Here is a 25,773-nt window from a genome sequence, read left to right on the forward strand (position 1 = left end):
GAGCATGAGCATAGCCAGATACTGTAGAGGTCACTTTGCCAAACCGTCGATATCACATTCATGTTATCTGCGTTGCCCATAGTCAGCCACTGATTTTGGACAGTTTGGCGGTATTTTTTCAATCGCGCGCGTTTTTGACTTACGATCTCTCAACCCATTTATCACAATCGGCTTTATACGGTCGACAATGCGTTGATGCTTGTGATTATGTGCTGATGGTGATTGGCGATAGTTACGGAGCAGTGCAGAATACGGGGTTTAGTCAAATGCATCTGAGTTATTTCAATGCTAAGGCTCGAGTCAAGCCTATGATGACGCTCATAAAAAGACATTACGATCCTGACGAGCTCAGTGAGTCGCTCAAAGCCTTTATTCGTATAGTAGAACAAAAAAAGAATGAAGTGCACTATTATGATGATAATACTGATATTAAGCAGCTATTAAGCAGCATGCACGCTAATATGATAGAAAAGTCGAATTTAGCGGCAGAGTGGATAAATGCTAGAGACCTTGTCAGCAAAACGGCGGTGAACACCCACGGAAATTTAAATCCTCAAGCGAGTCGTCTAGCAAATGCTCGCCATCAGACTAATAACAGTTATGAAGCTAGCGATAGTGTCACTACAACGATTGATCTAAACGAGTCCCTTGATATCGAGTACAGTGCTCAGGCCTACGAGGATGGTAACTTAACGGATGTGATAATGACTATGTCAATCACTTGGCAAAACGTTTTATTTGCTTTAGGAGGGATGCCAGATTTTTTTTCAAGTTATGGTCTGCAAAGTCAATTCAACCGGTTGATTGCGCCTAAGGCTGAGGGTGATATCAAACAGCTCATGCCTAAAGTTCATGCTGTTGCTCGCTGTCAAATTATAAAAAGTGATTTAGATAAGCTACAAAGACTACTGATAGCCGCCAACTGGATTCAGATAAAGAGCTCTGGTTCTGAGATACGCTCTACCAAAGAGCTTTGGAGTTTGACTTTTTATGCCAAAAAATTACTAGTAGAAAATAAAACTAGCAACAACAATGGACAGCAATCCTCTGCTCAAGATTAGTACGCGCAGTTTATAGGCGTAAGCTTAAAACCCTACTTTCTATTAAAAACCTCTATCCCTATAAAAAAACCCTTTAGCTTTTAAGGAGTCGAGCAGGACTACGTTTCGTAATACAAAGCATACGTGTCAACGCTTGTTAAACTTGCTTATATTCATAATAATAGAAAGTACTAGCAGACGAAATAACTACTATTAACCAATGACTGTTAATACATGACTACCATGAATGAATAAGAAAAATAAAATTAGGTCTGATTGCTGTTTAATGGAACTTAGTCTTATAGAGCATATTTTGTAAATTATTCACTCGATTAAGGAGAGCGTAATGAGTAACTCTAAAAATGATGAACTAAAACATGAAATTGATGGGTTAGAAAAAGCCATGTATGATGCCGATCAGTTTCGCACCCTAGAAGAGCAAGTGGCTGATATGAAGCGCCGCGGTATCGATCCAAGCCAAGCCTATAAAGATCTAGATAGAAAAGAAGAAGACGAGGATTGGGGCGATGACACCTGGAAAGAAAACGGCAAGTGGGAGCCAAAAACGCCCGCTGATCTCGATGACAAAGCCCGCGAAAACTGGAATGGTGATAATGGTGAACCTAATCCACCGCCTATTGTATAAACCAAAATATGTATAAAGCAAAATAACTAATAGCTAAAACAAAAACCACATCAACTTGATGTGGTTTTTTGATGTAATTTCTAAAGTCTAGTATGACTTAGTTGATGCGCTCAAGGCGTACGCTACCATCGCTATTGGTCACTCGGCGATAGCGGATATTTCCAGAATCGGCCGGTTGAATAGAGCGCTGCACAGAGGGCTGCGAAGAATAAACATTAGGCGTGGCCGTTTGCTGTTGAATCAGTTGCCCCATACGATCGGCAGGTGCCGGATTTAGAGGCTGGCTATTGTTTGACTGATTATTTACTGGCTGGCTGTATTGGTTGCTATACTGATTTTGGTTAGGGGCAGCATTACCAATAATGGTACGATAAAACTTCTGACCGGCGCGGCCATCGGCAGGAAAGACACCGCGGCTGGTTTGATACTGCTGAATGGCGGTGCGGGTATTGTCGCCGATAATGCCGTCAACTCCGCCAATATCAAAGCCTGCGTCTAATAAGGCTTGCTGAATATCTTTTGCTTGCTGACGGCTGATACCCGGATCATCGGTCGGCCAAGCGGTGATAAAGTCAGTTTTGTTACTGTCCTCACGGGTAATCAAATCAGATAAATGCGCAATTGCTAAGGCATAGTTTTCTGAAGCATTGTACGAGTAGAAAGTATCGAAATTTTTACCGACTAAAAAAGCAGGACCGTCGATGCCTGCGGGTAATAATAAGCCGGCGCTATCTAAATCATAAGGTAGCGGGCTGCCGTTTGCGAGCGTCAGCCCTTGATTACGCCAATGGCTTATCGATTTTTTATTTTTACGGTCTGATGCTGCCCAGTAACCATCAGGAAGTTTGACTTCATAACCCCAAGGCTCGCCTGTGCGATAACCACGGTTGTCTAAAAAGTTAGCTGTTGAAGCTAGCGCATCGGGGACACTATTGACGAGGTCGCGACGACCATCACCGTCAAAATCGACCGCCAATTCTAAAAAGGTGCTCGGCATAAACTGCGTCTGCCCAAACGCCCCCGCCCATGAGCCCGTCATATCACTTGGTGCGATATCACCGCGTTGGACGATTTTGAGCGCATTGGCAAACTCACCTTGGAAGTAGCTTTGGCGACGATCAAAACAGGATAGCGTCGCTAAAGACTCAAACAAAGGCTTTTTGCCTAAAGTCTGGCCAAAGTTGGACTCAACACCCCATACCCCCAATACATGCTCAGGCTTGACGCCATAACGCGACTCGATTTGGCGCAAGGTGTCGCCCCATTGGCGCTTGGCGCGAATACCGTCCTCGACCCGCTCACGATCCACTAGCGCGGATAAATAATCCCAAACATCTTTTTGAAATTCAGGCTGATAGTTCAGCGATTGAATCACACTCGGATCAGGCTGAGTCGGACGATAGTTATTAAAGGTGAAGCTGTCTACACTGCGAAATTTACTAGAGTTTTTGAGACCATCTAGGCACTGCTGAAATTCGCTATTAGATAGGTCGGGAGCCGGTGGCTTAGCGGCTTGCGCGGTGCTGGCAAGACTGAGGCTGATAGCAGCGGTCAACAGGGAGAGGGTAGAGAGCTTATTCAAACGCATGGAGATATCCTGTAAAGGTGAAAAGCAGAGCATAAAATCAAAGATTCAGTTAGAGTAACTAATATCGATAATAAAGAAAAGCACTAGCATGGCCTGGTTACGATAAGCTGACAGGAGGGTGAGGATGCAGGAGAGGTTGGCATTGAATTCGGCTAAGAATAATGGTCATTCGTATGACGCTAATGGTTAGCATAATCGCTTTATTACCATTACAAACCTATATTCGCTATGACTAAAGTTAACCGACCTACTACTGACTCAAAACGATATCCAATTCCTGAATAAAGTTGCCAATACGCTCGGCATTCTTACCCAAATCACTTTTGCCCATTCTTGATTTACTGCGAATATCGACTAAGCGCTCATCACCAGTATCTTGCACACGCACCACGATATCATCCTTGAACCCAAACCATAATGTCGCATCGGTCGCTTCAATCAGCCCGTCTTTTTCATCACTATTGACTAAATTCCAGCCTAGATTATTAGAGGCCTGCTCAACAGCGGCTACTAGCTCTGCTTTGGACTGTGAATACTGCAAAGTTTGCAGCTCAGGATAAGCTTCGCGTTGTTTTTTGGCAGTCTCAATACCCGCATATGCTGCTGGATTAGGAGCATCAGCACGTAGCGGCGCAATCGCTACAAACTCAGGTGGCGTCGTTATGTCGGTTGAAATATCGTGGATAGCAGGCACATTATTGGCCGTACTCATCATCCACAAAGGCATAATGATAGCGACTAGAGAGAAGATTATCGCGACCGCCGCACTAGTAAAAGTCACCGTTTTTCGCTTAAATAGCATCTGCATGATAAGTAATACCAACGCCGCTATACCAGCGATAACTGCATACTTAAAACCCGCAAAAGCAGTCCCCAACTCAACAATGCCAGATTTATAAAGGGGGCCAGGTAGCGTCACTAGTAAAAATGCCGCCAAGCTCATTAGTAACACGATGATTTTCATATCACGACTCTATTTTAAGGCCTATTATCCATTAACGGTAGGCGTTAATAACCAAACATGCTCAGTGACGCTCAGTGCGGCATTAGCATTTAAGGTTGAAGGGTTATGCTCAAGCTCAGTGAGCTGATAAGTATCGCTATAGTAGTGCTGCAATTGCTCAGCGCTAATTGAGAACGGTGGACCGTCCCTTTGACTTTGATCATAATTAAGCGTAATAAGTAATTGTGGGGCGTTTTTATTATCAACACTGACGCTCAGTTTACGTATCTGCTCGCTATATTTTGGGCGCATATCTGGCGGTAGGGCAATCAGGGCGGCTCTATCATACACTGCATCAACTTGACCTATGTTGTCAGCCGTTAGTGCGAAGATATCTGCTACCCATAGCTCAATCGTCCGCCCTGATAGCTGACCTTGATAGCATTTAATAGTGTCATTATCGGTAGGCCGGCTAATTTTCGGAGTCATACCTTGCTCAGCGAAAAACTCTTCTACTGCAGATTCGACCAGCTCAATACCAATGACATCATACCCTTGCTGTGCCAGCCAAGCCATGTCTATCGATTTACCACTTAACGGTACGAGTAGGCGACTGGCTTTTGCGAGATTTAGAGCCGGAAAGTGCTTGAGCAACAAGGGGTTGACCTCAGACTTATGAAAGCCAATACGACCCTCGATCCAGCGCGATTGCCAAAAATCAGCTTGCATATTCTATTTCCTTAACCTGTTTACTAATATGATGGGGTTAGAGGTCGTTATCATTGTCATTATGATAACGCTAAATAGCACAAAAAAGCCAAGCGTAATCACACTTGGCTTTAGCACCTACAAAAATAACGTCGACTGTCTAAGCGACCATGTACTCTTTAAACTCTTGACGTAGCTTAGCAAGCTTTGGGGGGATAGCAAAGTTACAATAAGCTTGACTAGGGTTTCTATTAAAGAAGTCTTGATGATCTTCTTCTGCACGATAGAATTCAACCGCAGGATGTACTTCGGTGACGACGTTGACGCCCATATCACGCAGTTTGTTAATCGTACGATCAACGGTTGGTTTTTGTGCTTCATCCGTATAGTAGACTATGCTGCGATACTGGCTACCGACATCATTGCCTTGACGGTCTTTAGTCGTTGGATCGTGAGTCGCGAAAAACACATCGAGCAGCACTTCTAGCGGCAATACTGAGTCATCAAACTCTATTTTTATGACTTCCACATGACCACTATTACCGCCGCAGACGGCTCCGTAGTTGGCAGTTGCCGCCTCACCGCCCATATAGCCTGAAACCACAGACTGGACGCCTTTTACGGATAAAAATACCGATTCGGTGCACCAAAAGCAGCCACCACCTAAGATAATTGTTTGCATAATATTTCCTATTATTAATGATTTAAACTAAGCCTATTTTGCGACTTTCACTATGTGCTTACAAAGCTTAGTTTTACCTATTTAGGATAACAAGCAGGCTTTGAGCTATGAGTAACAAACAGTAATGTTATAATGGGCTTTTGCTAAATGTCTTACTATACAAACTGTTTGCTAAATGAGCCGTTCCATGAGTCAATCTAATCCCTCTCCAAAAACTGATATCGAAGCTAATGTTAAGCCTGATACCTTATTTGATAGGCCCTTTACCACGCCACTAGATAAAGTCGCACGCTTCTCCTTTGATGAGCAAGTGGTCGCCTGTTTCCCTGACATGATTCGCCGTAGTGTGCCCGGTTATGGTCAAGTACTCGCTATGCTGCCACTCTTTGCGCGGCGTCATTGCAAGTATCGTCAGCAGAACAGTGACGGTCAAAAGGTGAGCCGTATTTATGATTTGGGCTGCTCGCTTGGCGGGGCAACGATGGCGCTAGCGGGCGGGTTTGAGTCACAAGACCTACAGATTAAAGCGATTGATATCTCACCGGCGATGACGACTGAAGCGACCACCTTACTGAGTGATAATTATCCAGAGCATGATATTGAAGTTATTACTGCGGATATTCGCGATGTGGAGCTAGAATCGTGTGATATGGTAATTTTGAACTTAACGTTACAGTTTTTACCTGCTGCCGATAGAGTTGCAGTATTAGAGAAAATTTATGCCGCATTAAGTGAAGGTGGCATACTAGTACTAACTGAGAAAACCCATGCGTTTGATGAGCAGTATGATGCATGGTTGGTTGAGCGTTATTATGACTTTAAACGCGCTAATGGTTATAGCGAGATGGAGATCAGCGGTAAGCGTAACGCGCTGGAAAATGTGCTGATTACCGATACTCTAGATCAGCACCATCAGCGTTTAAGCGAAGTAGGGTTTGCAAGGCATTTGACTTGGTTTCAGTTTTTGAACTTTGTGTCGATTGTGGCGTTTAAGTAGTTTTTGAATAAACCCTTAAAAATAAATCACCCATGCCCCGCAGATTTCACGACTATGAAAGAACGCTAAGCTTGAGGCCAATCTTTTTATCTTTGTTCTTCCTTTTATAACTATTATCTAGCCACTTATAATCTAACGAAAACTGAAATTTCTATGACCAACAACACTATTGTCAACGCTGAACGTGAACTGTATTTAACCTTGTTGACCATCGCTGAGACGCAGCCGGTGGCTTACGAATGGTTGGCGCTACTGCCTAAGTGGCTAACGGCTATCAAGGATAAGCGTAGTTACGCGCATGCGCCAGCTTATCAGTCTTCCGTGACGCGTTTGCCGACTATTGATGCTGATAGCGTTGATTTGAATAGTTCAGCTATTACGGTGAATAGCGAGCTTAGTGACTCCGAACATAAACAAATTACCGCGTTACTCAAGCAATTGATGCCTTGGCGAAAAGGGCCTTTTTATATTGGCGGTCAAATTGGTAACGATGAAGCAGGCATTCGGATAGATACCGAATGGCATAGCGATTGGAAATGGGATCGGGTAGCTCCGCATTTGAGTCCTTTGAAAGGCAGGCGTGTCCTTGATGTCGGTGGCGGCTCTGGTTATCACGGTTGGCGTATGGCAGGGGCGGGCGCAGAGACGGTTATCATCGTCGATCCATCGTGTTTGTTTTATCATCAGTTTATGGCGATTCGGCATTTTGTGGGGAATGCTGACAATTACCGAACTCATTATATTCCAGTGCCACTAGAGGCGTTGCCTGCCAGTGGCGACCAAGGCAGTCAACTGTTTGATACCGTGTTCAGCATGGGGGTGCTTTATCATCGCCAGTCACCGTTTGAGCATTTGCAGCAGTTGCGCGGACAGTTGGTGAAAGGTGGCGAGTTAGTACTTGAGACTTTAGTGATCGATGGTGATGCCAATACGGTACTAGTGCCACATGATCGTTATGCACAGATGAATAATGTTTACTTTCTGCCGTCGGTTGAAGCGCTAATAGGCTGGCTAGAAAAGGTTGGCTTTAATGAAGTGCGCTGCGTGGATGTCGATGTGACTACAATAGAGGAACAGCGAGCAACCGAGTGGATGACTTATCAATCGCTCACGGATTTCCTTGACCCCAATGATCCTAGCAAAACGGTTGAAGGTTATCCGGCGCCGAAGCGCGCGACGATCATAGCTAGAAGGTAATCTTATCATTTTGCAAAGGCTCGAAGCGTAGGGTGCTTTTTAAATACCAGTCAAACTATGAGGACGCATGCAATGCAGCCTACAAAGATAGGGGTGATATATTGTGAAAATAGCGATAGCTGTGATGACGGCCAGTTTTTTCTCCTTTCCCGCTCTAGCTGCAGACGCTTATGGCGACCCATTCCATGGCAGCGGTTTTGTAAGTGATGACTGGCATGTGGTCTGTGACAATACTTTGACTTGCCGTGCTGCCGGCTATACTGATGAGAGTGCTGAATGGCGCGGTAGTATTTTGATGACCGTAGCGGCAGGTGATAAAATACCAAGTACACAAGTGGTATTAAACTATTTGGAGTCATCAGACGAGATAATCGCTCAAATTGAAGGTAAGAATAATTCTATTGAGCTATGGCTAAATGATAAGTTTTATGGAGCCATTAAGCCGCCAGTAGATGGGAGTAGCGCTAGGGGGTTGACCGATGCGCAAACGGCCCAACTTATCAAACAGGCGCGAAAAAATAGCAAAGTAGTATTTAAAAAAGGCGCGTATCAATGGCAAATATCTGATCAGGGTATGGCGGCTGTGTTATTAAAACTAGATGATGTTCAGGGCCGGGTAGGAACGTCTTCAGCTTTAGTCAGTAAAACTAATCCCAATCGGCAAATTCCTAAATCTGCTAAAGCAAAACCTATTATCAGAAAAGCATTTGCTTATTCTGACGAAGATAACAAACCACTTACCCCATCAACACTGAGCTATTTTCAAGAGAATATTGATAAGTGGGCAATAGCGACTCTTGATAACGAAGCGCGCACCGATTGTAACGTGCTGACCTCAGATCAAAGCTGGTTCGATAAAAACAATAAAGTTTGGCAGTTTATAGCTATTGATAGGAATTACACCTTGGCTCGCCACCCATGCTGGACGGGCGCTTACAACTTTGGTCATGGTTATTGGTTGCTAGATAACGACAAACCGAGTAAACCTGAATTAATTACTCTATCTGGTTCAGAGTATAGTGAAGGTGAGATATTTTCCGCGCATAAAGGTCGTGGATTAGGCGACTGTTGGTCAATGTCTAACTGGGTTTGGGATGGCAAAAGTTTTGTGCTGTCTAGTGAATTGACTACTGGTATGTGTCGCTTAATAGAAGCTGGTGGGGCTTGGAGCATGCCCACTTATGTCAGTGAAGTGGTTGAGCCTAACCAATAAACCATTTTTCAAAAGCAACTTCGACTAAAACTTTGATAATAAACCCTATAAAACCTGCGCCTAAAGCTAAAAACATCCAAAAGGTTCCCGCGCGCCCTGCGTCAGATTTTTTAGAAAGGTCCCAAATAATAAAAAATAAGAAAGCGATAAATACAGGCAATAATATATACAGTCCCCAGTTGGTAACCGTACTAGCAGCAATGGCGAACATACTTTTTTCCTTAAGTGCAATTTAAGTGCAATAAAAATAAAAGCCATATTATAACGTGGAACGGTTTTGATATGAACTTTTGCGGTTGGCAATATGACAGTATTACTACATTCAACACGCCCTAGTCCTTAGATGCCATAAATTGTGGCTGTTTAGCGCTATTTTTATCAATAATGATGCAATAACCTGCAAAGATTGTTATATTTACGGGTTATCACTTTTTCGTCATATTTATCTGAGTTTATACCCTTATGTCACAAGCCCAAATTGATACTTTAGCAGCCCTGTTTGAGGATGCTGTCCAAACTCTAAAAGAAGGCGGCGTATTGCCTGCTGATTGGCAGAATAATAGCCAAATTACCCGTACTAAAGACCTTAGTCACGGCGATTTTGCCAGCAACATTGCGATGACCGCTGCCAAGGCCGCTAGAAGTAATCCGCGCGCTTTAGCAGAGCAAATCGTTAACGCGCTACCCGAAAACCAAGATATCCGCCAAGTCGATATCGCCGGGCCTGGCTTCATTAATGTATTTCTAAATAGCGATGCTAAGTTTGCAGTTTTAGAAGATATTTTTACGCTGCAAGATCGTTTTGGTCTCAGTGATCAGTTTGCAGGGCAAAAGGTGCAAGTGGAGTTTGTCTCCGCTAACCCAACCTCAAGCTTACACGTTGGTCATGGTCGCGGTGCGGCCTTTGGCATGAGTGTTTCGAATTTGCTCGAAGCAGTGGGTTATGACGTCACCCGTGAATACTATGTCAATGACGCCGGTCGGCAGATGGATATCTTGGCGACGAGTACTTATTTGCGCTATCTAGAAGCGAACGGCGAGAGTGTGGCTTTCCCGTCTAACGCTTATAAAGGCGACTATGTCCGTGATATCGCCGAAACTGTAAAGACGCAGCACGGCGCTAGTTACGTGCATTCTTTTGCAGAGGTCGCTAAAGACGTTACTGCAGATGCTAAGTACGATATCAATGCTACCGGTGAAAAAGAGCTGATCTCAGGCGACAAAGAGGCGCATATTGATGGGCTGATTGCTAATAGCAAACGCTTATTGGGTGAGAATTATGAGCTGTTTCTTAATGCCGCGCTGACTGGCATTTTGGCTGATATCAAAGACGATTTGAACGATTTTGGCGTGCGTTATGAGCGCTGGTTTAGCGAGAGATCGATCACTGATGAGATCGAGCCGGCACTGCAAGTGTTACAGGAAAAAGGCCATCTATTTGAGCAAGACGGCAATATCTGGTTTAGGTCGACAGACTTTGGCGATGAAAAAGATAGAGTCGTGCGCCGTGCTAATGGCCAAACCACCTATTTTGCCTCTGATATCGCCTATCATAAGAATAAATTCGATCGCGGTTTTGATAAAGTGATTGATGTATTGGGCGCGGATCATCATGGCTACGTACCGCGAGTACGAGCCGCACTATTAGCGCTTGGTATAGATGCTGAGCGCTTGGATGTAGTATTAGTACAGTTTGTTGCCCTATGGCGTGGCAGTGAAAAAGTGCAGATGTCTTCGCGCTCTGGTGAGTTTGTGACGCTGCGTGAGCTACGCGAAGAGGTTGGCAATGATGCGGCGCGTTTTTATTATGTGGCGCGTAAGCCTGAGGTGCACGTAGATTTTGATTTAGAGCTGGCCAAATCACAAAGCAAAGACAACCAAGTGTATTACATTCAGTATGCGCACGCTCGCGTTTGCCGCGTATTAGAAAAACTACAGACTAGCGGGCTGAGCGTCGATGACAGCGTTGGCGCAGCACAGCAAAACTTGCTTAGCGCGCCAAGTGAAGAAGCGCTTATTAAGCTATTAGCCGCTTATCCTGCGACTTTATTACGTGCAGCGACGGGTTATGAGCCGCACATCTTGACCAACTACTTAAAAGAATTAGCAGCGCTGTTCCACGGCTGGTATGACACCAATCGTATCTTGCCTATGAGCCTGACTTCAGGGGCGACACCAAGTGCCGATGAGCTAAATATGATGCAGGCACGCCTGCGCTTGTCTAAAGCAGTTCGGCAAGTACTGGCTAATGGCCTAAATCTTTTAGGGCTGACTGCACCTTCTAGCATGTAAGCGAATACGTTATACTGATATCAATGTAGTCTTATATCAACTCAGTAGGGAGAAACCAATCCATGTTAGCCAAAAAACCTAGAGGCGCCACTGAAAAACGTAAGTCAAGTAGCGTATCAGGCTTATTGTGGATGTTCGTTGGCGCGATATTGACGCTTATGATAGGGGTGTTTTTGTACCTCTCGCCATTGTTTAATTTTAGTCCTGCCGAGAGTGAAACCGCGGCTGATTCTGATCGGCAGATACAGCAGCGAGTGGAGACGGACACTGACAATGCAGATTATGAGTTTTATGACATTCTGCCTAACCAAGAGATGGCGACCATTCCTGATGAAGATATCGGCGGAGTAGAGAATGATCGTTTAGGTGCTACGGATGACTTCGAGGCTGACGTTGTAGTGACTCAGCCTGAGGCTAGTGCTGATAATAATAGCAATTTGGGTATCTCTGAAAACACAACGATTGAACCGAGTGGCAGCTCAGCAGCTAATAACAGCGATGCCGATAATGAGATTACGATAGTAGAAGAAAATGCGACTTACGACGGTACCGCGCCTACATCTCCTAATAGCAACAGAGCAAACAATGCGAATATAGCGGCTGGCAGTGGCACAGCGACAGTACAAAAAGCGCCAGCCTCCACTTACATTCTACAAATCAATAGCTTTGGCGATGCTGATGAGGCGGATCGCCGCCGCGCGCAAGTGTTGATGGCAGGGGTGGATGCTAGAGTCGTCAAAAACACGACCGGCAATGGCTTACCTATTTATCAGGTGATTTCACGTCCAATGAATAATCGTCAGGCGGTCACTAGTGCACAGCAGCGCTTACAAAACAACGGTATCGACTCTATTATCGTTGAGCAGCGTCGATAGTTGCGAGAATTCTTTATTATTAAGGAAAAGCGTCACATTGACGCTTTTTTTGTGCTATTTTTTTGAGGAATGAACTAAGCAAGAGGTATTTTGCAAGAAATATTTTAGTCATGGATTATCTGAGCTGATGGCAATCAGCAAGACTACCTCCCTTTATCAATTGACAGTGAGAGCTTAACAATGAATTCAGCTGAGACGACGACAGCGTCAAATGGCATGATCAAATCATTCTTTCAAAAATACTTTATCGATGCTTTTACTGGTATGGCCTTGGGGCTGTTTGTTACCTTAATCGCTGGACTTATCATCTCGCAAATCGGCGGCTGGTTACAGATTCCAGCACTGATGGCTATCGGCAAACTCGCCTCTGTGTTGATGGGCGCAGGGATAGGCGTAGGTATTGCTTACTATCTCAAAGCGCCGACGCTAGTAATGCTCAGCTGCTTAGTCGCCGGTATGCTTGGCGCGCATACCGAAGCCTTTATGTCAGGGACGTTGTTTACCGCACAAGAGTCAGGTCCCGCGACCTTTTTAGCTCTACCCGGCAATCCTATTGGTGCTTATTTGGCCTCAGTGTTTGCATATCGAGCGGGTACTTGGGTCTCTGGTAAGACTAAACTAGATATCTTGCTTGTACCCTTAGCGGTCTGTACTGTTGCTTGGGCAGTTTGCGCTTTTTTAAATCCGCCAGTAGTTGTCGCGGTGAATGCGGTCGGTCAAGGCATACAGGCTGCGACTGAGCTTCAACCCTTTTTAATGGGTATCGTCATTGCGGTCATTGTCGGTATTTTGCTGACGCTACCAACCTCTAGCGCGGCGATCTGTATCGCGATTGGTCTTGGCGGGCTCGCCGGCGGCGCGGCAGTGGTCGGCTGTGCGGCGCATATGATTGGCTTTGCGGTCGCAAGCTTTAAGGACAATGGCTTTAGCGGTGTCATCTCGCAAGGCCTTGGTACTAGTATGCTGCAAATTCCAAATGTATTGAAAAAACCCATTATTCTATTGCCGGCCATCGTGGCTAGTGCCGTTGTTGGTCCTATCGCCACTGTGGTGTTTGAGCTGGCTTGTACGGCGACGGGCGCGGGTATGGGCACGGCAGGACTGGTTGGGGTGTTTGGCGTGATTGAGGCTTCACAGGCGCTGATGAGCACCACACAGTTATGGACAGCGATTATCTTATTGATGTTTGTATTACCCGCTATTATTGCAGGACTAGTGGCTTGGCTGATGAGAAAGTCAGGCTGGCTAGTCGCGGGTGACATGAGGTTGCCTTAAGCTCAAATATCATAAGTAGCGTTTATACACAAACCTCTCACCTACAAAAAACGCCTAAGCTTTAAAGTTTAGGCGTTTTTTTGACTCTGTGATAAATGGAGGACTAAACAAACAAGCGGACTAAGAACTGCTGGATTTTAATGAGTTACGTTTTTTCATCTTACGACTCACCTTATTAACGTCATTAAGTATCTTGCTATAACGATTTGGGAATACCCGCTGCACGGCATCTATCATTTTAGCATCGTTACCAATCAAGCGGCGTGGCTGATTGGTGGCGGCTGCTTCCAGAATAACCCAAGCCGCGGCGTTGGCATCAAATTTTAGGAATTTGTTAAAGCTTCTAATAGCGCTTGGACCAGAGCGCATCCCAAGCTCGCTGATGCTATCGTTACCGCGCGCGCTATTGGCGATATTAGTACGGATACCGCCCGGATGAATGCAAGTAGCCGAGACACCGCAGCGCTGAATATCTAGCTCTTGACGCAAGCTCTCGGTGAAGCCGCGTACCGCAAATTTGCTGGCGTTATAAGCGGACTGTGAAGGCTGAGCGGTAAGGCCAAATAGGCTTGAGATATTAATGATATGACCGTGTTCATTGAATTGGCGTAATTTATTATCATCCTTTTTAGTACTAGCTTCGGTTTCGCTAAGCTTGACGCTGTTTTTAATTAGTGGCAAAAAAGCCTTAGTACCATAAACCACGCCCCAAAAGTTGATATCCATCACCCATTCTAGCTCCTCTAAACTACTACCTTCTACGGTAGAGTAGAGCGCTACGCCAGCATTATTAAAGACAAAATTTACTTTACCATGGTCTGCTACGACGCTATCCGCCCAGTCATAAACGGCATCTTTGTCAGCGACATCAAGGACGGCAATAGTGCTTTTGACATCAAAACCTTCGAGCAATTTTTGCGTTTCAGCTAGCGGCTCTGCGCCGATATCTGAGAGCGCCACCTCACAGCCCATTTTGGCCAAGTGGATGGCAAGCGCTCGGCCCATACCCGATCCTGCACCAGTAATAGCGGCGACATGACCTTTATAGAAGTCGCTAATATCTTCACTTTGAGCGCTATTTGATGCATGCGGTTTTAACGAATCGGGTAAATGCTGACGTAGAGCAGAGGTCATAGCAGTCATGGAATTCAACATGATTAACAATCCTTTGTAATAATGAGAGTGATGATAAGGTATAAAGCACGAGTGTTAAATGAATAAAATAATACGGTAAACATAATAATTTATTATATGAGCTTATCACGGCTTAGGCTTACAGCCGAAACACATTGGTATACGCAGCTGTCATTTTTTAGCATAAAAAAAGGTGTCTAGCATACATAATGCCAGACACCTTTAGGATAACCGATGACCAATTAAGCAATTTTGGGGATTTTGCCTTCATTGATGACGGTATCATCTACAGTGACCGATTTAGCATTTTCCATCGATGGTAGCTCGTACATAGTCTCAAGTAAGGCATTTTCGACGATAGAGCGTAGACCGCGTGCCCCTGTCTTGCGCTCCATGGCTTTTTTGGCAATGGCATCAAGCGCCTTTTGGGTAAAGGTAATTTTAGCGCCTTCCATATCGAATAGATACTCGTACTGCTTAACTAAAGCGTTCTTAGGCTCAGTCAATATCTGTATGAGCGCTTTTTCGTCTAGCTCTTCTAAAGCTGCCAAAACCGGCAAACGACCGATCAGCTCTGGGATAAGGCCGAACTTGATTAAATCCTCCGGTTCTACTAGCTGTAATAGATCTGAGCTACGGCGGCTATCGTCTTTTGAGCTGACATCAGCATTAAAGCCAATACCCCCTTTTTCAGTACGCTGCTGAATGACTTTATCAAGTCCAGCAAAAGCGCCACCAACGATAATTAAGATATTACTAGTATCGACTTGGATCAGCTCTTGTTGTGGGTGCTTGCGACCACCGTGCGGTGGAATAGCGGCAACCGTGCCCTCGATCAGTTTGAGCAGCGCTTGTTGAACGCCTTCGCCTGAGACGTCACGAGTGATCGATAGGTTCTCGCCTTTTTTGCTGATTTTATCGATCTCATCGATATAGATGATGCCTTGTTCCGCTTTACTAACGTCATAGTCAGAAGCTTGCAGAAGCTTTTGGACGATGTTTTCGACGTCTTCACCGACATAACCGGCTTCAGTTAGCGTTGTCGCATCCGCCATAGCGAAAGGGACATCTAATAACCGCGCTAAAGTCTGCGCTAACAAGGTTTTACCTGAACCGGTTGGACCGATTAGCAAGATATTACTCTTCGCCAATTCAACCATCGCATCATCCGCGCCGATCTTAGCTTTTTTCTTATCGCTAGCTAAGGTTTGGCTCACTTTGAGACGTTTATAGTGGTTATAAACCGCGACTGCCAGAGCTTTTTTGGCCGCGTCTTGACCGATAACATAATCATCAAGCTTCGCGCGCAGCTCCTTAGGAGTCGGTAGCTTTTTATTGACCCATGAGGTATCTAGCTCGCCATCTGTTTCTTCTTCGTCAACGCTGTCTACGATAAGGTCTGTACAAAGCTCGATACATTCATTACAGATATTGGCATCATCAGCGGCAATTAACTGTTTCACTTCATTTTTGGCTTTACCGCAAAATGAACACTGCGGGGTCTTGTCTTTTGCCATGTAGAGGCACTCCTAAAATCTTACTTTTCTGGTTTAAAACTTAGCGATAAACGAAGTTTGGCGATTTCTTTGGTTTAATAGCTGTCTAGACAACAGACTATTTTTTTAGGTCCGCTGGGCGACGCTCTAATACTTCATCGACTAAGCCATATTCTTTGGCTTCCTTGGCATCTAACCAGTAGTCACGCTCAACGTCTTTCTCGATTTTCTCTACAGGCTGGCCCGTACGTTCAGCCAAAATCTCGTTTAGACGCGCACGCGTTTTGATGATTTCACGCGCATTAATCTCGATATCAGTCGCCTGACCTTGAGCGCCGCCTGATGGTTGATGAATCATCACCCGTGAATTGGCTAGGGCGTAGCGTTTGCCGCGTTCGCCCGCTGCCAGTAAGAATGAGCCCATGCTATAAGCGCCGCCCATACAGATAGTGGAGACTTCCGGCTTGATGAAGTTCATGGTATCAAAAATAGCGAGACCTGCGCTCACAGAACCGCCTGGAGAGTTGATATATAAGTGGATATCTTTATCCGGGTTTTCCGCTTCTAGAAATAGCAACTGGGCGACGATAAGGTTGGCCATGTGATCTTCGACTTGACCAGTCAAAAAGATAACGCGCTCACGTAATAGACGCGAGAAAATATCGAACGAACGCTCGCCGCGAGCGGACTGCTCAACCACCATAGGAACGAGTGCGCCTTGTGCCGCTTGGCCTGCACTTTGTACCTGATCGTGGGCGCTCATCAGCATATCGAAATGAGGATTGGCTGTAATGCGATCATAATCTGTCATAGGGAAGTCCTAGTATTGGAATATAAGTATTAAAAGGTAGAGACAAAATAACTGTTTTTATAAAAAGAGCTGTTTTTAGAATAGAGTGAATATAGTCAGTTCAAAATAAAGTTGTTATAAATTTGAACGCGCTACTGGTATAAATTTTACTTGCGTGCTGTTATCACAGAGGCTGCGTAAAATTCATCCCAGCAGCGCTATGACACTTTTAAAGTAATTCGACTATAGTCTATAAAGTGTTTAGTCTATAAAGCAACTGGGCTATTCAGTAAAAAGTGCAGCAATAGTAACTTTTTTAGTGAGTAATAGTAAATGCCTAGCGTCACAAATGATAAATTGTCCCCTATTAATAAGGCGTCAGTAGTCATTTATCAAGGGCAGCGCGGCAAAGATAGTAAAAAACTAGCTATTCATCACTGTCTAAAACAAACGGTACTGACAAAAATGCCCCAACAGAGGTGTTGAGGCAGTTTATATTATCCCGTTATCAGTCAATGCCATAATGATAAATCATTGATACGCAAAGACCGCAATTCTCACTCATTACATTGCTTGCTGCTGTTGTTGCTGAGCAGCTAGCAAGTCTTGATAGCTGACTTCTTTATCAGTGACTTTACCTTGCTCGATGAGATAATCAACGACTTGATCTTCTAAGACTACTGATTCGATATTAGCGCGTTGCTGCTTATCGTTAGTGTAGTATTCGATAACTTCCGCTGGATCTTCGTAGTTTTCAGCCGCTTCTTTGATGAAAGTCTCGACGCGATCTTGATCGACTTCGATGTTTTTGGTATCGATGACGCGAGCGACGATGATACCAAGGCGAGCGGCACGTAGCGCTTGCTCTTCAAACAGCTCATTTGGCAGCATATCTTTATCGAAGCTATCAGCGCTAGAGCCGAACTGCTGAGCGAAACGCTGCATCATCATGCTACGCTGACGGTCGATTTCTTGCTCAAGCATCGCGTTTGGTACATCAAACTCGTTCTTCTCTAGTAGTGCATCAAAAGTCGCTTGCTTGACTTGGCTACGAGCCGCGTTCTTGATTTCGCGTTCCATATTTTTGCGCACGTCTTCTTTTAACTTATCGATGCCACCCTCTTTTACGCCAAATAGCTCAAGGAACTCATCGTCAATCTCAGGTAGCTTAGGTTTTTCAACCAGTTTGACGTTGATTTTGAACTGAGCTTCTTTACCCGCTAAATTTTCAGCTTGATAATCTTCTGGGAAAGTCACATCGATGACTTTTTCTTCGCCAGCTTTCATGCCTTTGATGCCATCTTCAAAGCCTGGAATCATCTGGTTACTACCGATAACTAATTTGAAATCTTCAGCACTACCGCCTTCAAATTTCTCGCCGTCGATGGAGCCTTCAAAGTCAAAAGTGACCTGAGTATCTTTGGTCGCTTTGCCTTTTTTCTCAACGAACTCTTGGCGCTGCTTTTGTAGGTTTTCGATCATGGTATCGACATCGGCATCATCTACAGAGGCGGTATGACGCTCTACTTCGATCTCATCGATACCTTGTACTTCCACTTCTGGGAAGATCTCAACGGTCGCTTGATAGACTAAGAAGTCATCTTCAAGTTTGACGTCATCGATATTTGGCATACCAACCGCGCGGATGTCCTCTTCTTTGATCGCTTCAAAGACAGTATCGCGAATAACGTCATTGATAACTTCTTGCTGAATGCCCGCGCCATACTGTGAGCGGATATGCGACATTGGCACATTGCCTTTACGGAAACCGTCAATTTTGGCGGTTTTCGCCACTTGGCGAATACGACCTTCGACTTTATTTTGGATTTTTTCAACAGGAACTTTAACGGTCAGTTGTGTTTCTTTGTTAGACAGCTTATTGGTTGTGACTTGTAAATCTGTAGCCATGTTAATTACACCTTAGATGATTTAAATAATAGTCAATCGCGCTTATATATGGATGAAGATAAACGAATTATCGATTGTCGTTAGAATGAATAGGGTATCGCAGATATCAGCTTAAAATACTAAGCTTTAAATACTTAGCGCTGATAACCATTATCGCTGTCCGTAAACCCTGATTACTTTTTTAATCAGTCAGTTATCAAACAAAAGGGGCCAAAGTCGAGCAGCAATAAAATTTAAAAGTAGAACAGTATAATCTATCTGCTAATTAAAGTAAAAGCTATCTGTTACCTGATAGTATATTTGCTCTAAATTCCTTCCTAAAAGCAATAAATGAATGTCAAAAACCTCATAATTGCTGCAATAATTGCTTAATCGCTTGCCCACGATGACTGATTTGGTTTTTATGAGCGCTGTCCAAACTCGCCGCCGTTGCTTCTAGTTCAGGTAACCAAAACAGCGGATCATAACCAAAACCACCCTGACCGTGAGGCGCTTCCAATATCTCGCCTTGCCATAGACCTTGAGCGATAATAGGTAGCGGATCATCAGAGTGACGGACCAGCGCTAGGACACAGACAAACAGTCCTTTGATCGGCGTGTCTTTATTATTAGTGCGATTTTGCGCACGAATAGGCTGCAAGTCAGTGATGAGCTTGGCGTTGTTCTTAGCTTCATTGCCATGCTCGCCTGCATAGCGGGCAGAGTAGATGCCGGGTGCGTTGCCCAATACTGGCACACATAAGCCTGAGTCATCAGCAATCGCCGGCAAACCGCTAATGCGGCTAGCGTGACGCGCTTTGATAATCGCGTTTTCAATGAAGCTTAAACCGTCCTCTATCGCATCTTCTATCTCTAGCCGACCCTGCGGAATAATAGTGACATCTAAATTCGCTGCTGTAAATAAGCGCTCAAACTCTGCTAATTTACCTTTATTATTACTGGCAAGCACCCATTGATTCTGTGCTGAAAATTCGCTGAACTGATCCTTTGCTAAGCTCTGTGTATGCGTTTGAGAAGTCGTTGTACTCATAAAATATATCCAAGAATTGAGAATTTATGCTGCGTAATCAGTCAGCCTATAATGATTAGTAAACGCTCTATAACATTCAGTAACGGATATCATCCGCGACTGTTGTTATACTAGGTCACAAGCTACAGTGAATTATAGCTTACAGCTTATGCCTTCTGAGTTCATCTCTTGTCGATTTAAAATCTATAAAACGGATTTAAAATGGACAGACAGTAACTCGGAGTCATTTAAGCTCGTTTTAGGGTTATAACTTTTAGATTTATAACAAGGTGCATAAGTACTTTAAGCACCATTGCATATTCACTAATAATAAACTCAGCCAACTTAGTCTACTCTTTTATAGCGAGTTCTATAATTAAAACTATGTAGAGTCTAATGCTATAAATCGTTGGCTAAAACAGCAAGGATAAAATAACTATGTCAAATATTAAATTACCAGATCTCCCTTATGCCAAAGACGCACTAGAGCCACATATCAGTGCCGAGACGCTAGAGTATCATCATGATAAGCATCATGCTGCTTATGTGAATAAGCTAAATGACTTGCTACCTGGTTCTGGCTATGAAGGCAAAACCCTACCAGAAATCATCGAAGGCACGTCAAAAGACGATAGCAAACAAACGATGTTTAACCAAGCGGCACAAGTTTGGAACCATACTTTCTACTGGAACTGCATGACGCCAGAAAACGGTGGCGGCGAACCTACTGGTGATCTAAAAGGCAAAATCGAAGAAGATTTCGGTAGCTATGATAAGTTCCGTGAAGAGTTCAAAAACGCAGCCACTTCACAGTTCGGTTCAGGTTGGGCATGGCTAGTTGCTGATAAAGTTGGCGGTAAACTATCTATTGCTAAGACGGGTAACGCTGATAACCCATTGGCGCATGATCAAGTAGCAGTATTGACTTGTGATGTGTGGGAACATGCTTACTACATCGATTATCGTAACCGTCGTCCTGACTATGTTGACACGTTCCTAGACAAGCTAGTGAACTGGGACTACGCCAACGCAAAATATAAAGGTCAAGATGCTGGTGTTGAAGAGTAATCTTTAACTCAAGTATTTGATTAATAAAAAAGGACGCTGAGAGGCGTCTTTTTTTTGGTTTGATTTTGGAGGTGAAATGAGGATTAGTGTAGTGTCCTCCATTACTAATATAAGCGGCTAGGACAATACTATACTGTCAGTAAGACTTTGATAAAACTAACCAAACCCTACAACACCTCAAACCCAAACTTACCCAACGCCTTTCTAAGCATCGCAATATTATAATACGCATGCGCATTCACCGTATTTTGAAAGAAGATATATAGCGTATCGAAATGCTGACGTTGATTGGCAATCGCTTGTGCCCAATCCTGCATTTCCACCTCAGAGTAGCGATAATCATGGCGATCGGCGGCGCTCATCGCATCCCACCAGTTTAGATTATTGCCATGCATTCTTAGATAGCCCGTGCGTTCGGTAAATATTAATCTAGATGGCGGTAAGCCGCTGACTTTAGGATAATCAACGCTACACCAAATCAAACCTTGCTGTTTAAAGCTATCGACCACTTGCGGCGTATGCCATGCGTTATGACGAAACTCGACGGCTAGTGGATAGTCGCCAAACCAGCTGACCAAGTTAGCTAAATATAGCCTGTGCTCGCGAGTCCGATCAAAACCATGCGGAAACTGGAGTAATAATGGCGCTAAGCAATCCGCTTCTATTAGTGGCGTCAAAGCATTCAGAAAAGCTTGCGCGTGCTCCGCTGACCCTTTGCGCGCATGAGTGAAATCTTGATGCAGTTTGACCGCAAACTTCAATTCGCTGTCGGCTTGTACGTAGGCTTTATCCATCATACCGGCAAAAGCTTTTTGACCGATAGGCGCGTAGAAGGTGCTGTTAATCTCGACCGCGCCGTATTGACGGGCGTACTCACGTAAGAAATCGGTCTTTTTGGTGCCTTGAGGATACAGCGTACCCAGCAAGTCGGTATCGCTATAACCGCCAGTGCCTAGATATATAGTAGGAGTAGAATTATTATTCATAATGACTACTTATTAAAACTCTTTATTAGTTCTCACGATGATGAGTTTGGCCTTACTTTTTCCGCTGCCAAAGCCATTCAATAACGGCTAACACCGCATTGTTGTTACCTAATTCACGAGGTATTGCACTGCGGCCTTGCGCAAACAGCGACTGCGCGTAGTCTTTGGCCGCGTCGACGCCCATGAGCTTGACATAGGTTGATTTGTCTAGTTTTTCATCGCTGCCAGCCGGTTTACCTAGATCATCGGTATTACCAGTCACATCTAAGATATCGTCTTGTACTTGAAAGGCCAGACCAATATACTGAGCGCAGTCTTGCAGTGCTATACGTTGCGGCGCCGTAGCACCCGCACAAATCCCGCCCATCAGCATAGCCGCTTCTATTAACGCGCCGGTCTTATCACGGTGAATAGCTTCCAAATCCATTTGCGATATGCCTGTACTCGCTTCTGCATTGAGATCTAGCATTTGCCCTGCCACCATCCGCCGCGCTCGCGGTGCAAATACGGCCAAAAGCTTACTGGCTATCAAGTCATTAAAAGGCGCAAAGGTGTCGATCTCGGCGCTCAGTACTTCAAAAGCCAGCGTCTGCAAAACATCACCTGCTAGCAAAGCGGTCGCCTCGGTAAAGACGATATGAGCGGTGGGCTGACCACGGCGCAGCTCATCATCATCCATGCAAGGCAAATCATCGTGCACTAGCGAATAAGTGTGCAATAGCTCCACTGCTAGTGCTGCTCTTCGGCACATATCATAATGAGTTTCATGGCGCAAAAGAGCAGCCAAACCTGTTGGTTTATCTTCTATTACGCTTGTAGTTTCGGCTTGTTCATCAGCCAAGGCGGTATCATTAGAGGTCGCGATCACACTAGCAAAAGCACTGGCGACTAATAAAGGCCGTACCAGCTTACCTTCACCTGTCATCACATAGCGACAAGCTTCATCTAAAGGACTTGGCAAATCAGCATAGATAAATAGCGCTTCAATATCTGCGGCTAATTGCACGCGTAACGAGCTAGATAGCTGCTCAAAAGAGTCAAAAGGAACGAAATGCGGAGTGGAGGGGAGAGACATAAAGCTACCAATGACTAAGTGAAATAACAAGAGTGAAAATGGCCTTAGTTTAGCATGATAGTGATAGCGGCTTATATAGCAGCTGCGCAAGATTGGCTAAGCTTTCGTTACGTATTGATGATTTAACTCGTAGCGCTAATATGTTTTTATAATATAACCCTTAAACGCTCAATAACGATGAGCTATAAAACCGCTCCTTCTAAGGTGCTGCTATACAAATAAAGCATATTAAGGGAGAGGTAAATGGCCATTAGAGATTTAAGAGTGACTTACGAGTCCGGCTTTAGCTTGTGACAGTCGCGGTTATAATCCCTAAACTGATTGTCGATACAGGCTAAAGGGCGCTGATAGCAGTACACATTGCTGTACGCTCTAACAGATCACCTTAAATAGCTGATCTTTCATTTTATTGGTCTTTTACTAATTATTGGTTTTTACTAATAACTATCAACGATAATTTTAATTCAAAAACGTACCAATTCAAAAAAGTAATCATTCAAAAACGTGACTTTTAATAAGCTTTGATTGTATCAATCAGCTTTTGTAGCCCTATAAATCATATAACCCAGCAAGGAGTTTCAAATGGTATATCAAGGAAATCGCATTACCGTGAGCATGCTAGAGGATGGCATTGCTAATATGCATTTTAATGCTGAAGGTGAGAGCGTTAATAAATTTGACATGGAAACCAACAAACAGCTTAGCGAAGCGGTCACTGCTTTAGAAAAAGCCGACGATGTTAAAGGCCTTATCGTCACTTCAAGCAAAGGCGTATTTATCGCCGGCGCTGACATCACAGAATTTGTCGCTTCATTCCAAAAACCTGAAGATGAGATCAAAGACTGGGGCGTCAAAGTCAATGACAATTTCAATCGCTTTGAAGACTTGCCATTCCCGAAAGTTGCCGCTATCAACGGCGCAGCGTTAGGCGGTGGTTGTGAAATGACTTTAGTATGTGAATACCGTGTGATGAGCGAAAAAGCTATCATCGGCCTGCCTGAGACGCAACTTGGTATTTTCCCAGGCTTCGGTGGTACGGTGCGTAGTACTCGCGTCATCGGTATTGATAATGCCTTAGAGCTTATTGCTACAGGTAAACCCAAAAAACCACTCGAAGCGCTAAAGCTTGGTTTAGTTGACGCTACTGTCGCCGCTGATGACTTGCAAGATGCTGCTGTCGATTTGGTCAAAAAATGCATCTCAGGCGAGCTTGATTGGCAGGCCAAACGTGAAGAGAAGCTCAATCCTGTTAAATTAAATCAGCTTGAGCAAGCGATGGCGTTCAATAGCGCTAAAGGCATGATTTTCTCAAAAGCCAATCCAAAGCAGTATCCAGCGCCAGCGCTCGCTATCGAAGCGATCGAAAAGCACGTGAATCTGCCACGTGACAAAGCGATCGAAGTAGAAGCCACTTACTTTGCTAAAGCCGCGAAAACGCCGCAAGCTGAGAGCTTAGTCGGTCTGTTCTTAAATGATCAACTAGTCAAAAAGCTTGCTAAAAAGCACAGCAAACAAGCGCACGAAATCAATGAAGCTGCTGTACTAGGTGCAGGTATTATGGGCGGCGGTATCGCTTATCAAGCCGCTAGCAAAGGCTTGCCTATCATCATGAAAGATATCAAATCTGAGCAATTAGATTTGGGTATGGGTGAAGCGAGCAAGCTATTAGGCAAAATGGTCGAACGCAAAAAAATGACCCCAGCGAAAATGGGCGAAACCTTAAGCCGCATCCGTCCAACGCTAAATTACGGCGACTTTAGCGAGACCGACATCGTTATCGAAGCAGTAGTAGAGAACCCTAAAGTGAAGCACGCGGTACTCAAAGAAGTCGAAGGCTTAGTCAAAAAAGATGCTATTTTGGCTTCTAATACCTCAACCATCTCCATCACCCATTTGGCAGAAGTGCTTGAACGTCCAGAGAACTTCGTCGGTATGCATTTCTTTAACCCTGTACACCGTATGCCGCTAGTAGAAGTGATCCGCGGTGAGAAGTCTTCAGAAGAAGCGATTGCTACGACTGTAGCACTAGCGACCAAGATGGGTAAAGTGCCCGTAGTCGTAAATGACTGCCCAGGCTTCTTAGTGAATCGTGTCCTATTCCCGTACTTTGGCGCTTTTGACTTACTGCTCAAGCAAGGTGCTGACTTTGTCCATGTCGATAAAGTCATGGAAAAGTTCGGCTGGCCTATGGGTCCGGCTTACCTGATCGACGTGGTTGGTCTAGATACTGGTGTACATGGCGCAGAGGTCATGGCAGAAGGTTTCCCTGATCGCATGAACCCTGATTATAAAGGTGCGATTGAGCATCTATATGAGAATGAGCGTCTCGGTCAGAAAAACGGCGTTGGCTTTTATAAGTACGAAACCGATAAGCGCGGTAAGCCAAAGAAAGTCGCTGACGAAGCCACTTATAAGCTGTTAGAAACGACAACCGATAGCGACAAGCAAGAGTTTGACGATCAAGCGATCATCGACCGTACTATGCTAGCTTTCTGTAACGAGACCGTACGCTGCTTAGAAGATAATATCGTCAGTACGCCTGCTGAGGCTGATATGGCAATGATTATGGGTGTCGGTTTCCCGCCATTCCGTGGTGGTCCATGCCGTTACATCGATCAATTGGGTCTAGATAACTATCTAGCGCTGTGTGAAAAATATGCGCACCTTGGTAAAGCTTATGAAGCGCCGCAAAAGATCCGCGATATGGCCGCGGCTGGTGAGAGATTCTACCCTGTTGCATAACTGAGTCTTAAAAGCATATAGACAACAACGTATAGATACCCTATTAGGATAAGTGCCGTAAGCTTGCTGACTATTTAAGATGAATAATAATCTATCAAGCTAAGCATTA

General features: G+C 44.6%; 22 protein-coding genes. 10 read left to right on the forward strand and 12 right to left on the reverse strand.

Annotation, left to right across the window (positions count from 1 at the left end; genetic code table 11):
- Positions 1–35 precede the first annotated feature (35 nt).
- Positions 36–1,061, forward strand: coding sequence for a DUF4062 domain-containing protein (locus tag ACTXGJ_RS11240; protein WP_439244193.1), 1,026 nt, complete (start codon positions 36–38; stop codon positions 1,059–1,061).
- Positions 1,062–1,386: 325 nt separating this feature from the next.
- Positions 1,387–1,686, forward strand: a complete 300-nt coding sequence (locus ACTXGJ_RS11245) for a hypothetical protein (RefSeq protein ID WP_439244195.1) — start codon at positions 1,387–1,389, stop codon at positions 1,684–1,686.
- A gap of 97 nt (positions 1,687–1,783) precedes the next feature.
- Here ACTXGJ_RS11245 and ACTXGJ_RS11250 read toward each other — a convergent pair whose 3' ends face one another.
- The 4 genes from ACTXGJ_RS11250 to msrA form a co-directional block, all read right to left on the reverse strand.
- Positions 1,784–3,274: a lytic murein transglycosylase gene (locus ACTXGJ_RS11250; protein WP_443566006.1), complete on the reverse strand. Its 1,491-nt coding sequence runs from the start codon at positions 3,272–3,274 to the stop codon at positions 1,784–1,786.
- A 250-nt stretch (positions 3,275–3,524) separates the two neighbouring features.
- Positions 3,525–4,238, reverse strand: coding sequence for a DUF1499 domain-containing protein (locus tag ACTXGJ_RS11255; protein ID WP_439244199.1), 714 nt, complete (start codon positions 4,236–4,238; stop codon positions 3,525–3,527).
- Between the two features lie 24 nt (positions 4,239–4,262).
- On the reverse strand, positions 4,263–4,946 hold the full coding sequence (gene tmpT / locus ACTXGJ_RS11260; protein WP_443566007.1) for a thiopurine S-methyltransferase: 684 nt from the start codon (positions 4,944–4,946) through the stop codon (positions 4,263–4,265).
- 139 nt (positions 4,947–5,085) lie between these two features.
- Entirely contained in the window at positions 5,086–5,607 is a 522-nt protein-coding gene (gene msrA / locus ACTXGJ_RS11265) for a peptide-methionine (S)-S-oxide reductase MsrA (RefSeq protein ID WP_439244202.1), read from the reverse strand.
- 175 nt (positions 5,608–5,782) lie between these two features.
- On the opposite strand from msrA, the gene cmoA reads away from it, so the two are divergent.
- The 3 genes from cmoA (at position 5,783) to ACTXGJ_RS11280 (ending at position 9,014) form a co-directional block, all read left to right on the forward strand.
- Positions 5,783–6,604 (forward strand): carboxy-S-adenosyl-L-methionine synthase CmoA, encoded by an 822-nt coding sequence (gene cmoA / locus ACTXGJ_RS11270; RefSeq protein WP_443566008.1) that lies wholly within the window; start codon positions 5,783–5,785, stop codon positions 6,602–6,604.
- A 153-nt stretch (positions 6,605–6,757) separates the two neighbouring features.
- Positions 6,758–7,801 (forward strand): tRNA 5-methoxyuridine(34)/uridine 5-oxyacetic acid(34) synthase CmoB, encoded by a 1,044-nt coding sequence (gene cmoB / locus ACTXGJ_RS11275; RefSeq protein WP_443566009.1) that lies wholly within the window; start codon positions 6,758–6,760, stop codon positions 7,799–7,801.
- Positions 7,802–7,925: 124 nt separating this feature from the next.
- Positions 7,926–9,014 (forward strand): DUF1176 domain-containing protein, encoded by a 1,089-nt coding sequence (locus ACTXGJ_RS11280; protein WP_443566033.1) that lies wholly within the window; start codon positions 7,926–7,928, stop codon positions 9,012–9,014.
- Here the strand turns inward: ACTXGJ_RS11280 and ACTXGJ_RS11285 are convergent.
- Complete coding sequence (locus ACTXGJ_RS11285) at positions 9,004–9,225, reverse strand: DUF2788 domain-containing protein (protein WP_439244207.1); 222 nt, start codon at positions 9,223–9,225, stop codon at positions 9,004–9,006. The two genes, ACTXGJ_RS11280 and ACTXGJ_RS11285, sit on opposite strands and share 11 nt — an antisense overlap.
- 251 nt (positions 9,226–9,476) lie before the next feature.
- Here ACTXGJ_RS11285 and argS point away from each other — a divergent pair, with 251 nt between their 5' ends.
- From argS to ACTXGJ_RS11300, 3 genes are all read left to right on the forward strand, one after another.
- Positions 9,477–11,306 carry an arginine--tRNA ligase gene (argS, locus tag ACTXGJ_RS11290; RefSeq protein WP_443566010.1) on the forward strand — a complete coding sequence of 610 codons (1,830 nt, stop codon included), beginning with the start codon at positions 9,477–9,479 and terminating at the stop codon, positions 11,304–11,306.
- Between the two features lie 62 nt (positions 11,307–11,368).
- Positions 11,369–12,181: an SPOR domain-containing protein gene (locus ACTXGJ_RS11295; protein ID WP_443566011.1), complete on the forward strand. Its 813-nt coding sequence runs from the start codon at positions 11,369–11,371 to the stop codon at positions 12,179–12,181.
- A 180-nt stretch (positions 12,182–12,361) separates the two neighbouring features.
- Positions 12,362–13,456 (forward strand): PTS transporter subunit IIC, encoded by a 1,095-nt coding sequence (locus ACTXGJ_RS11300; RefSeq protein WP_443566012.1) that lies wholly within the window; start codon positions 12,362–12,364, stop codon positions 13,454–13,456.
- 120 nt (positions 13,457–13,576) lie between these two features.
- Here the strand turns inward: ACTXGJ_RS11300 and ACTXGJ_RS11305 are convergent, their stop codons facing one another.
- The 5 genes from ACTXGJ_RS11305 to rdgB form a co-directional block, all read right to left on the reverse strand.
- Complete coding sequence (locus ACTXGJ_RS11305; protein WP_443566013.1) at positions 13,577–14,611, reverse strand: SDR family NAD(P)-dependent oxidoreductase; 1,035 nt, start codon at positions 14,609–14,611, stop codon at positions 13,577–13,579.
- A gap of 221 nt (positions 14,612–14,832) precedes the next feature.
- Entirely contained in the window at positions 14,833–16,107 is a 1,275-nt protein-coding gene (gene clpX, locus ACTXGJ_RS11310) for an ATP-dependent protease ATP-binding subunit ClpX (protein ID WP_439244216.1), read from the reverse strand.
- Between the two features lie 97 nt (positions 16,108–16,204).
- A complete protein-coding gene (gene clpP, locus ACTXGJ_RS11315; RefSeq protein ID WP_439244282.1) occupies positions 16,205–16,849 on the reverse strand; it encodes an ATP-dependent Clp endopeptidase proteolytic subunit ClpP in 645 nt (214 codons plus the stop codon).
- A 591-nt stretch (positions 16,850–17,440) separates the two neighbouring features.
- A complete protein-coding gene (gene tig / locus ACTXGJ_RS11320; protein WP_439244217.1) occupies positions 17,441–18,784 on the reverse strand; it encodes a trigger factor in 1,344 nt (447 codons plus the stop codon).
- A gap of 346 nt (positions 18,785–19,130) precedes the next feature.
- Positions 19,131–19,814: an RdgB/HAM1 family non-canonical purine NTP pyrophosphatase gene (rdgB, locus tag ACTXGJ_RS11325; RefSeq protein WP_443566014.1), complete on the reverse strand. Its 684-nt coding sequence runs from the start codon at positions 19,812–19,814 to the stop codon at positions 19,131–19,133.
- Positions 19,815–20,231: 417 nt separating this feature from the next.
- Here rdgB and ACTXGJ_RS11330 point away from each other — a divergent pair, with 417 nt between their 5' ends.
- Positions 20,232–20,861 (forward strand): superoxide dismutase, encoded by a 630-nt coding sequence (locus tag ACTXGJ_RS11330; RefSeq protein ID WP_439244221.1) that lies wholly within the window; start codon positions 20,232–20,234, stop codon positions 20,859–20,861.
- A 167-nt stretch (positions 20,862–21,028) separates the two neighbouring features.
- On the opposite strand, the gene ACTXGJ_RS11335 is transcribed toward ACTXGJ_RS11330, so the two are convergent.
- Together ACTXGJ_RS11335 and ACTXGJ_RS11340 are read right to left on the reverse strand one after the other, a co-directional pair.
- A complete protein-coding gene (locus tag ACTXGJ_RS11335; protein WP_443566015.1) occupies positions 21,029–21,847 on the reverse strand; it encodes a DUF72 domain-containing protein in 819 nt (272 codons plus the stop codon).
- Between the two features lie 52 nt (positions 21,848–21,899).
- Positions 21,900–22,922, reverse strand: a complete 1,023-nt coding sequence (locus ACTXGJ_RS11340) for a polyprenyl synthetase family protein (protein ID WP_443566016.1) — start codon at positions 22,920–22,922, stop codon at positions 21,900–21,902.
- 582 nt (positions 22,923–23,504) lie between these two features.
- On the opposite strand from ACTXGJ_RS11340, the gene fadB reads away from it, so the two are divergent.
- Positions 23,505–25,664 carry a fatty acid oxidation complex subunit alpha FadB gene (fadB, locus tag ACTXGJ_RS11345; protein WP_439244224.1) on the forward strand — a complete coding sequence of 720 codons (2,160 nt, stop codon included), beginning with the start codon at positions 23,505–23,507 and terminating at the stop codon, positions 25,662–25,664.
- The last annotated feature ends 109 nt before the right edge of the window (positions 25,665–25,773 follow it).

It is taken from the genome of Psychrobacter sp. 1Y11 (genome assembly GCF_052259045.1).
GTDB lineage: Bacteria > Pseudomonadota > Gammaproteobacteria > Pseudomonadales > Moraxellaceae > Psychrobacter.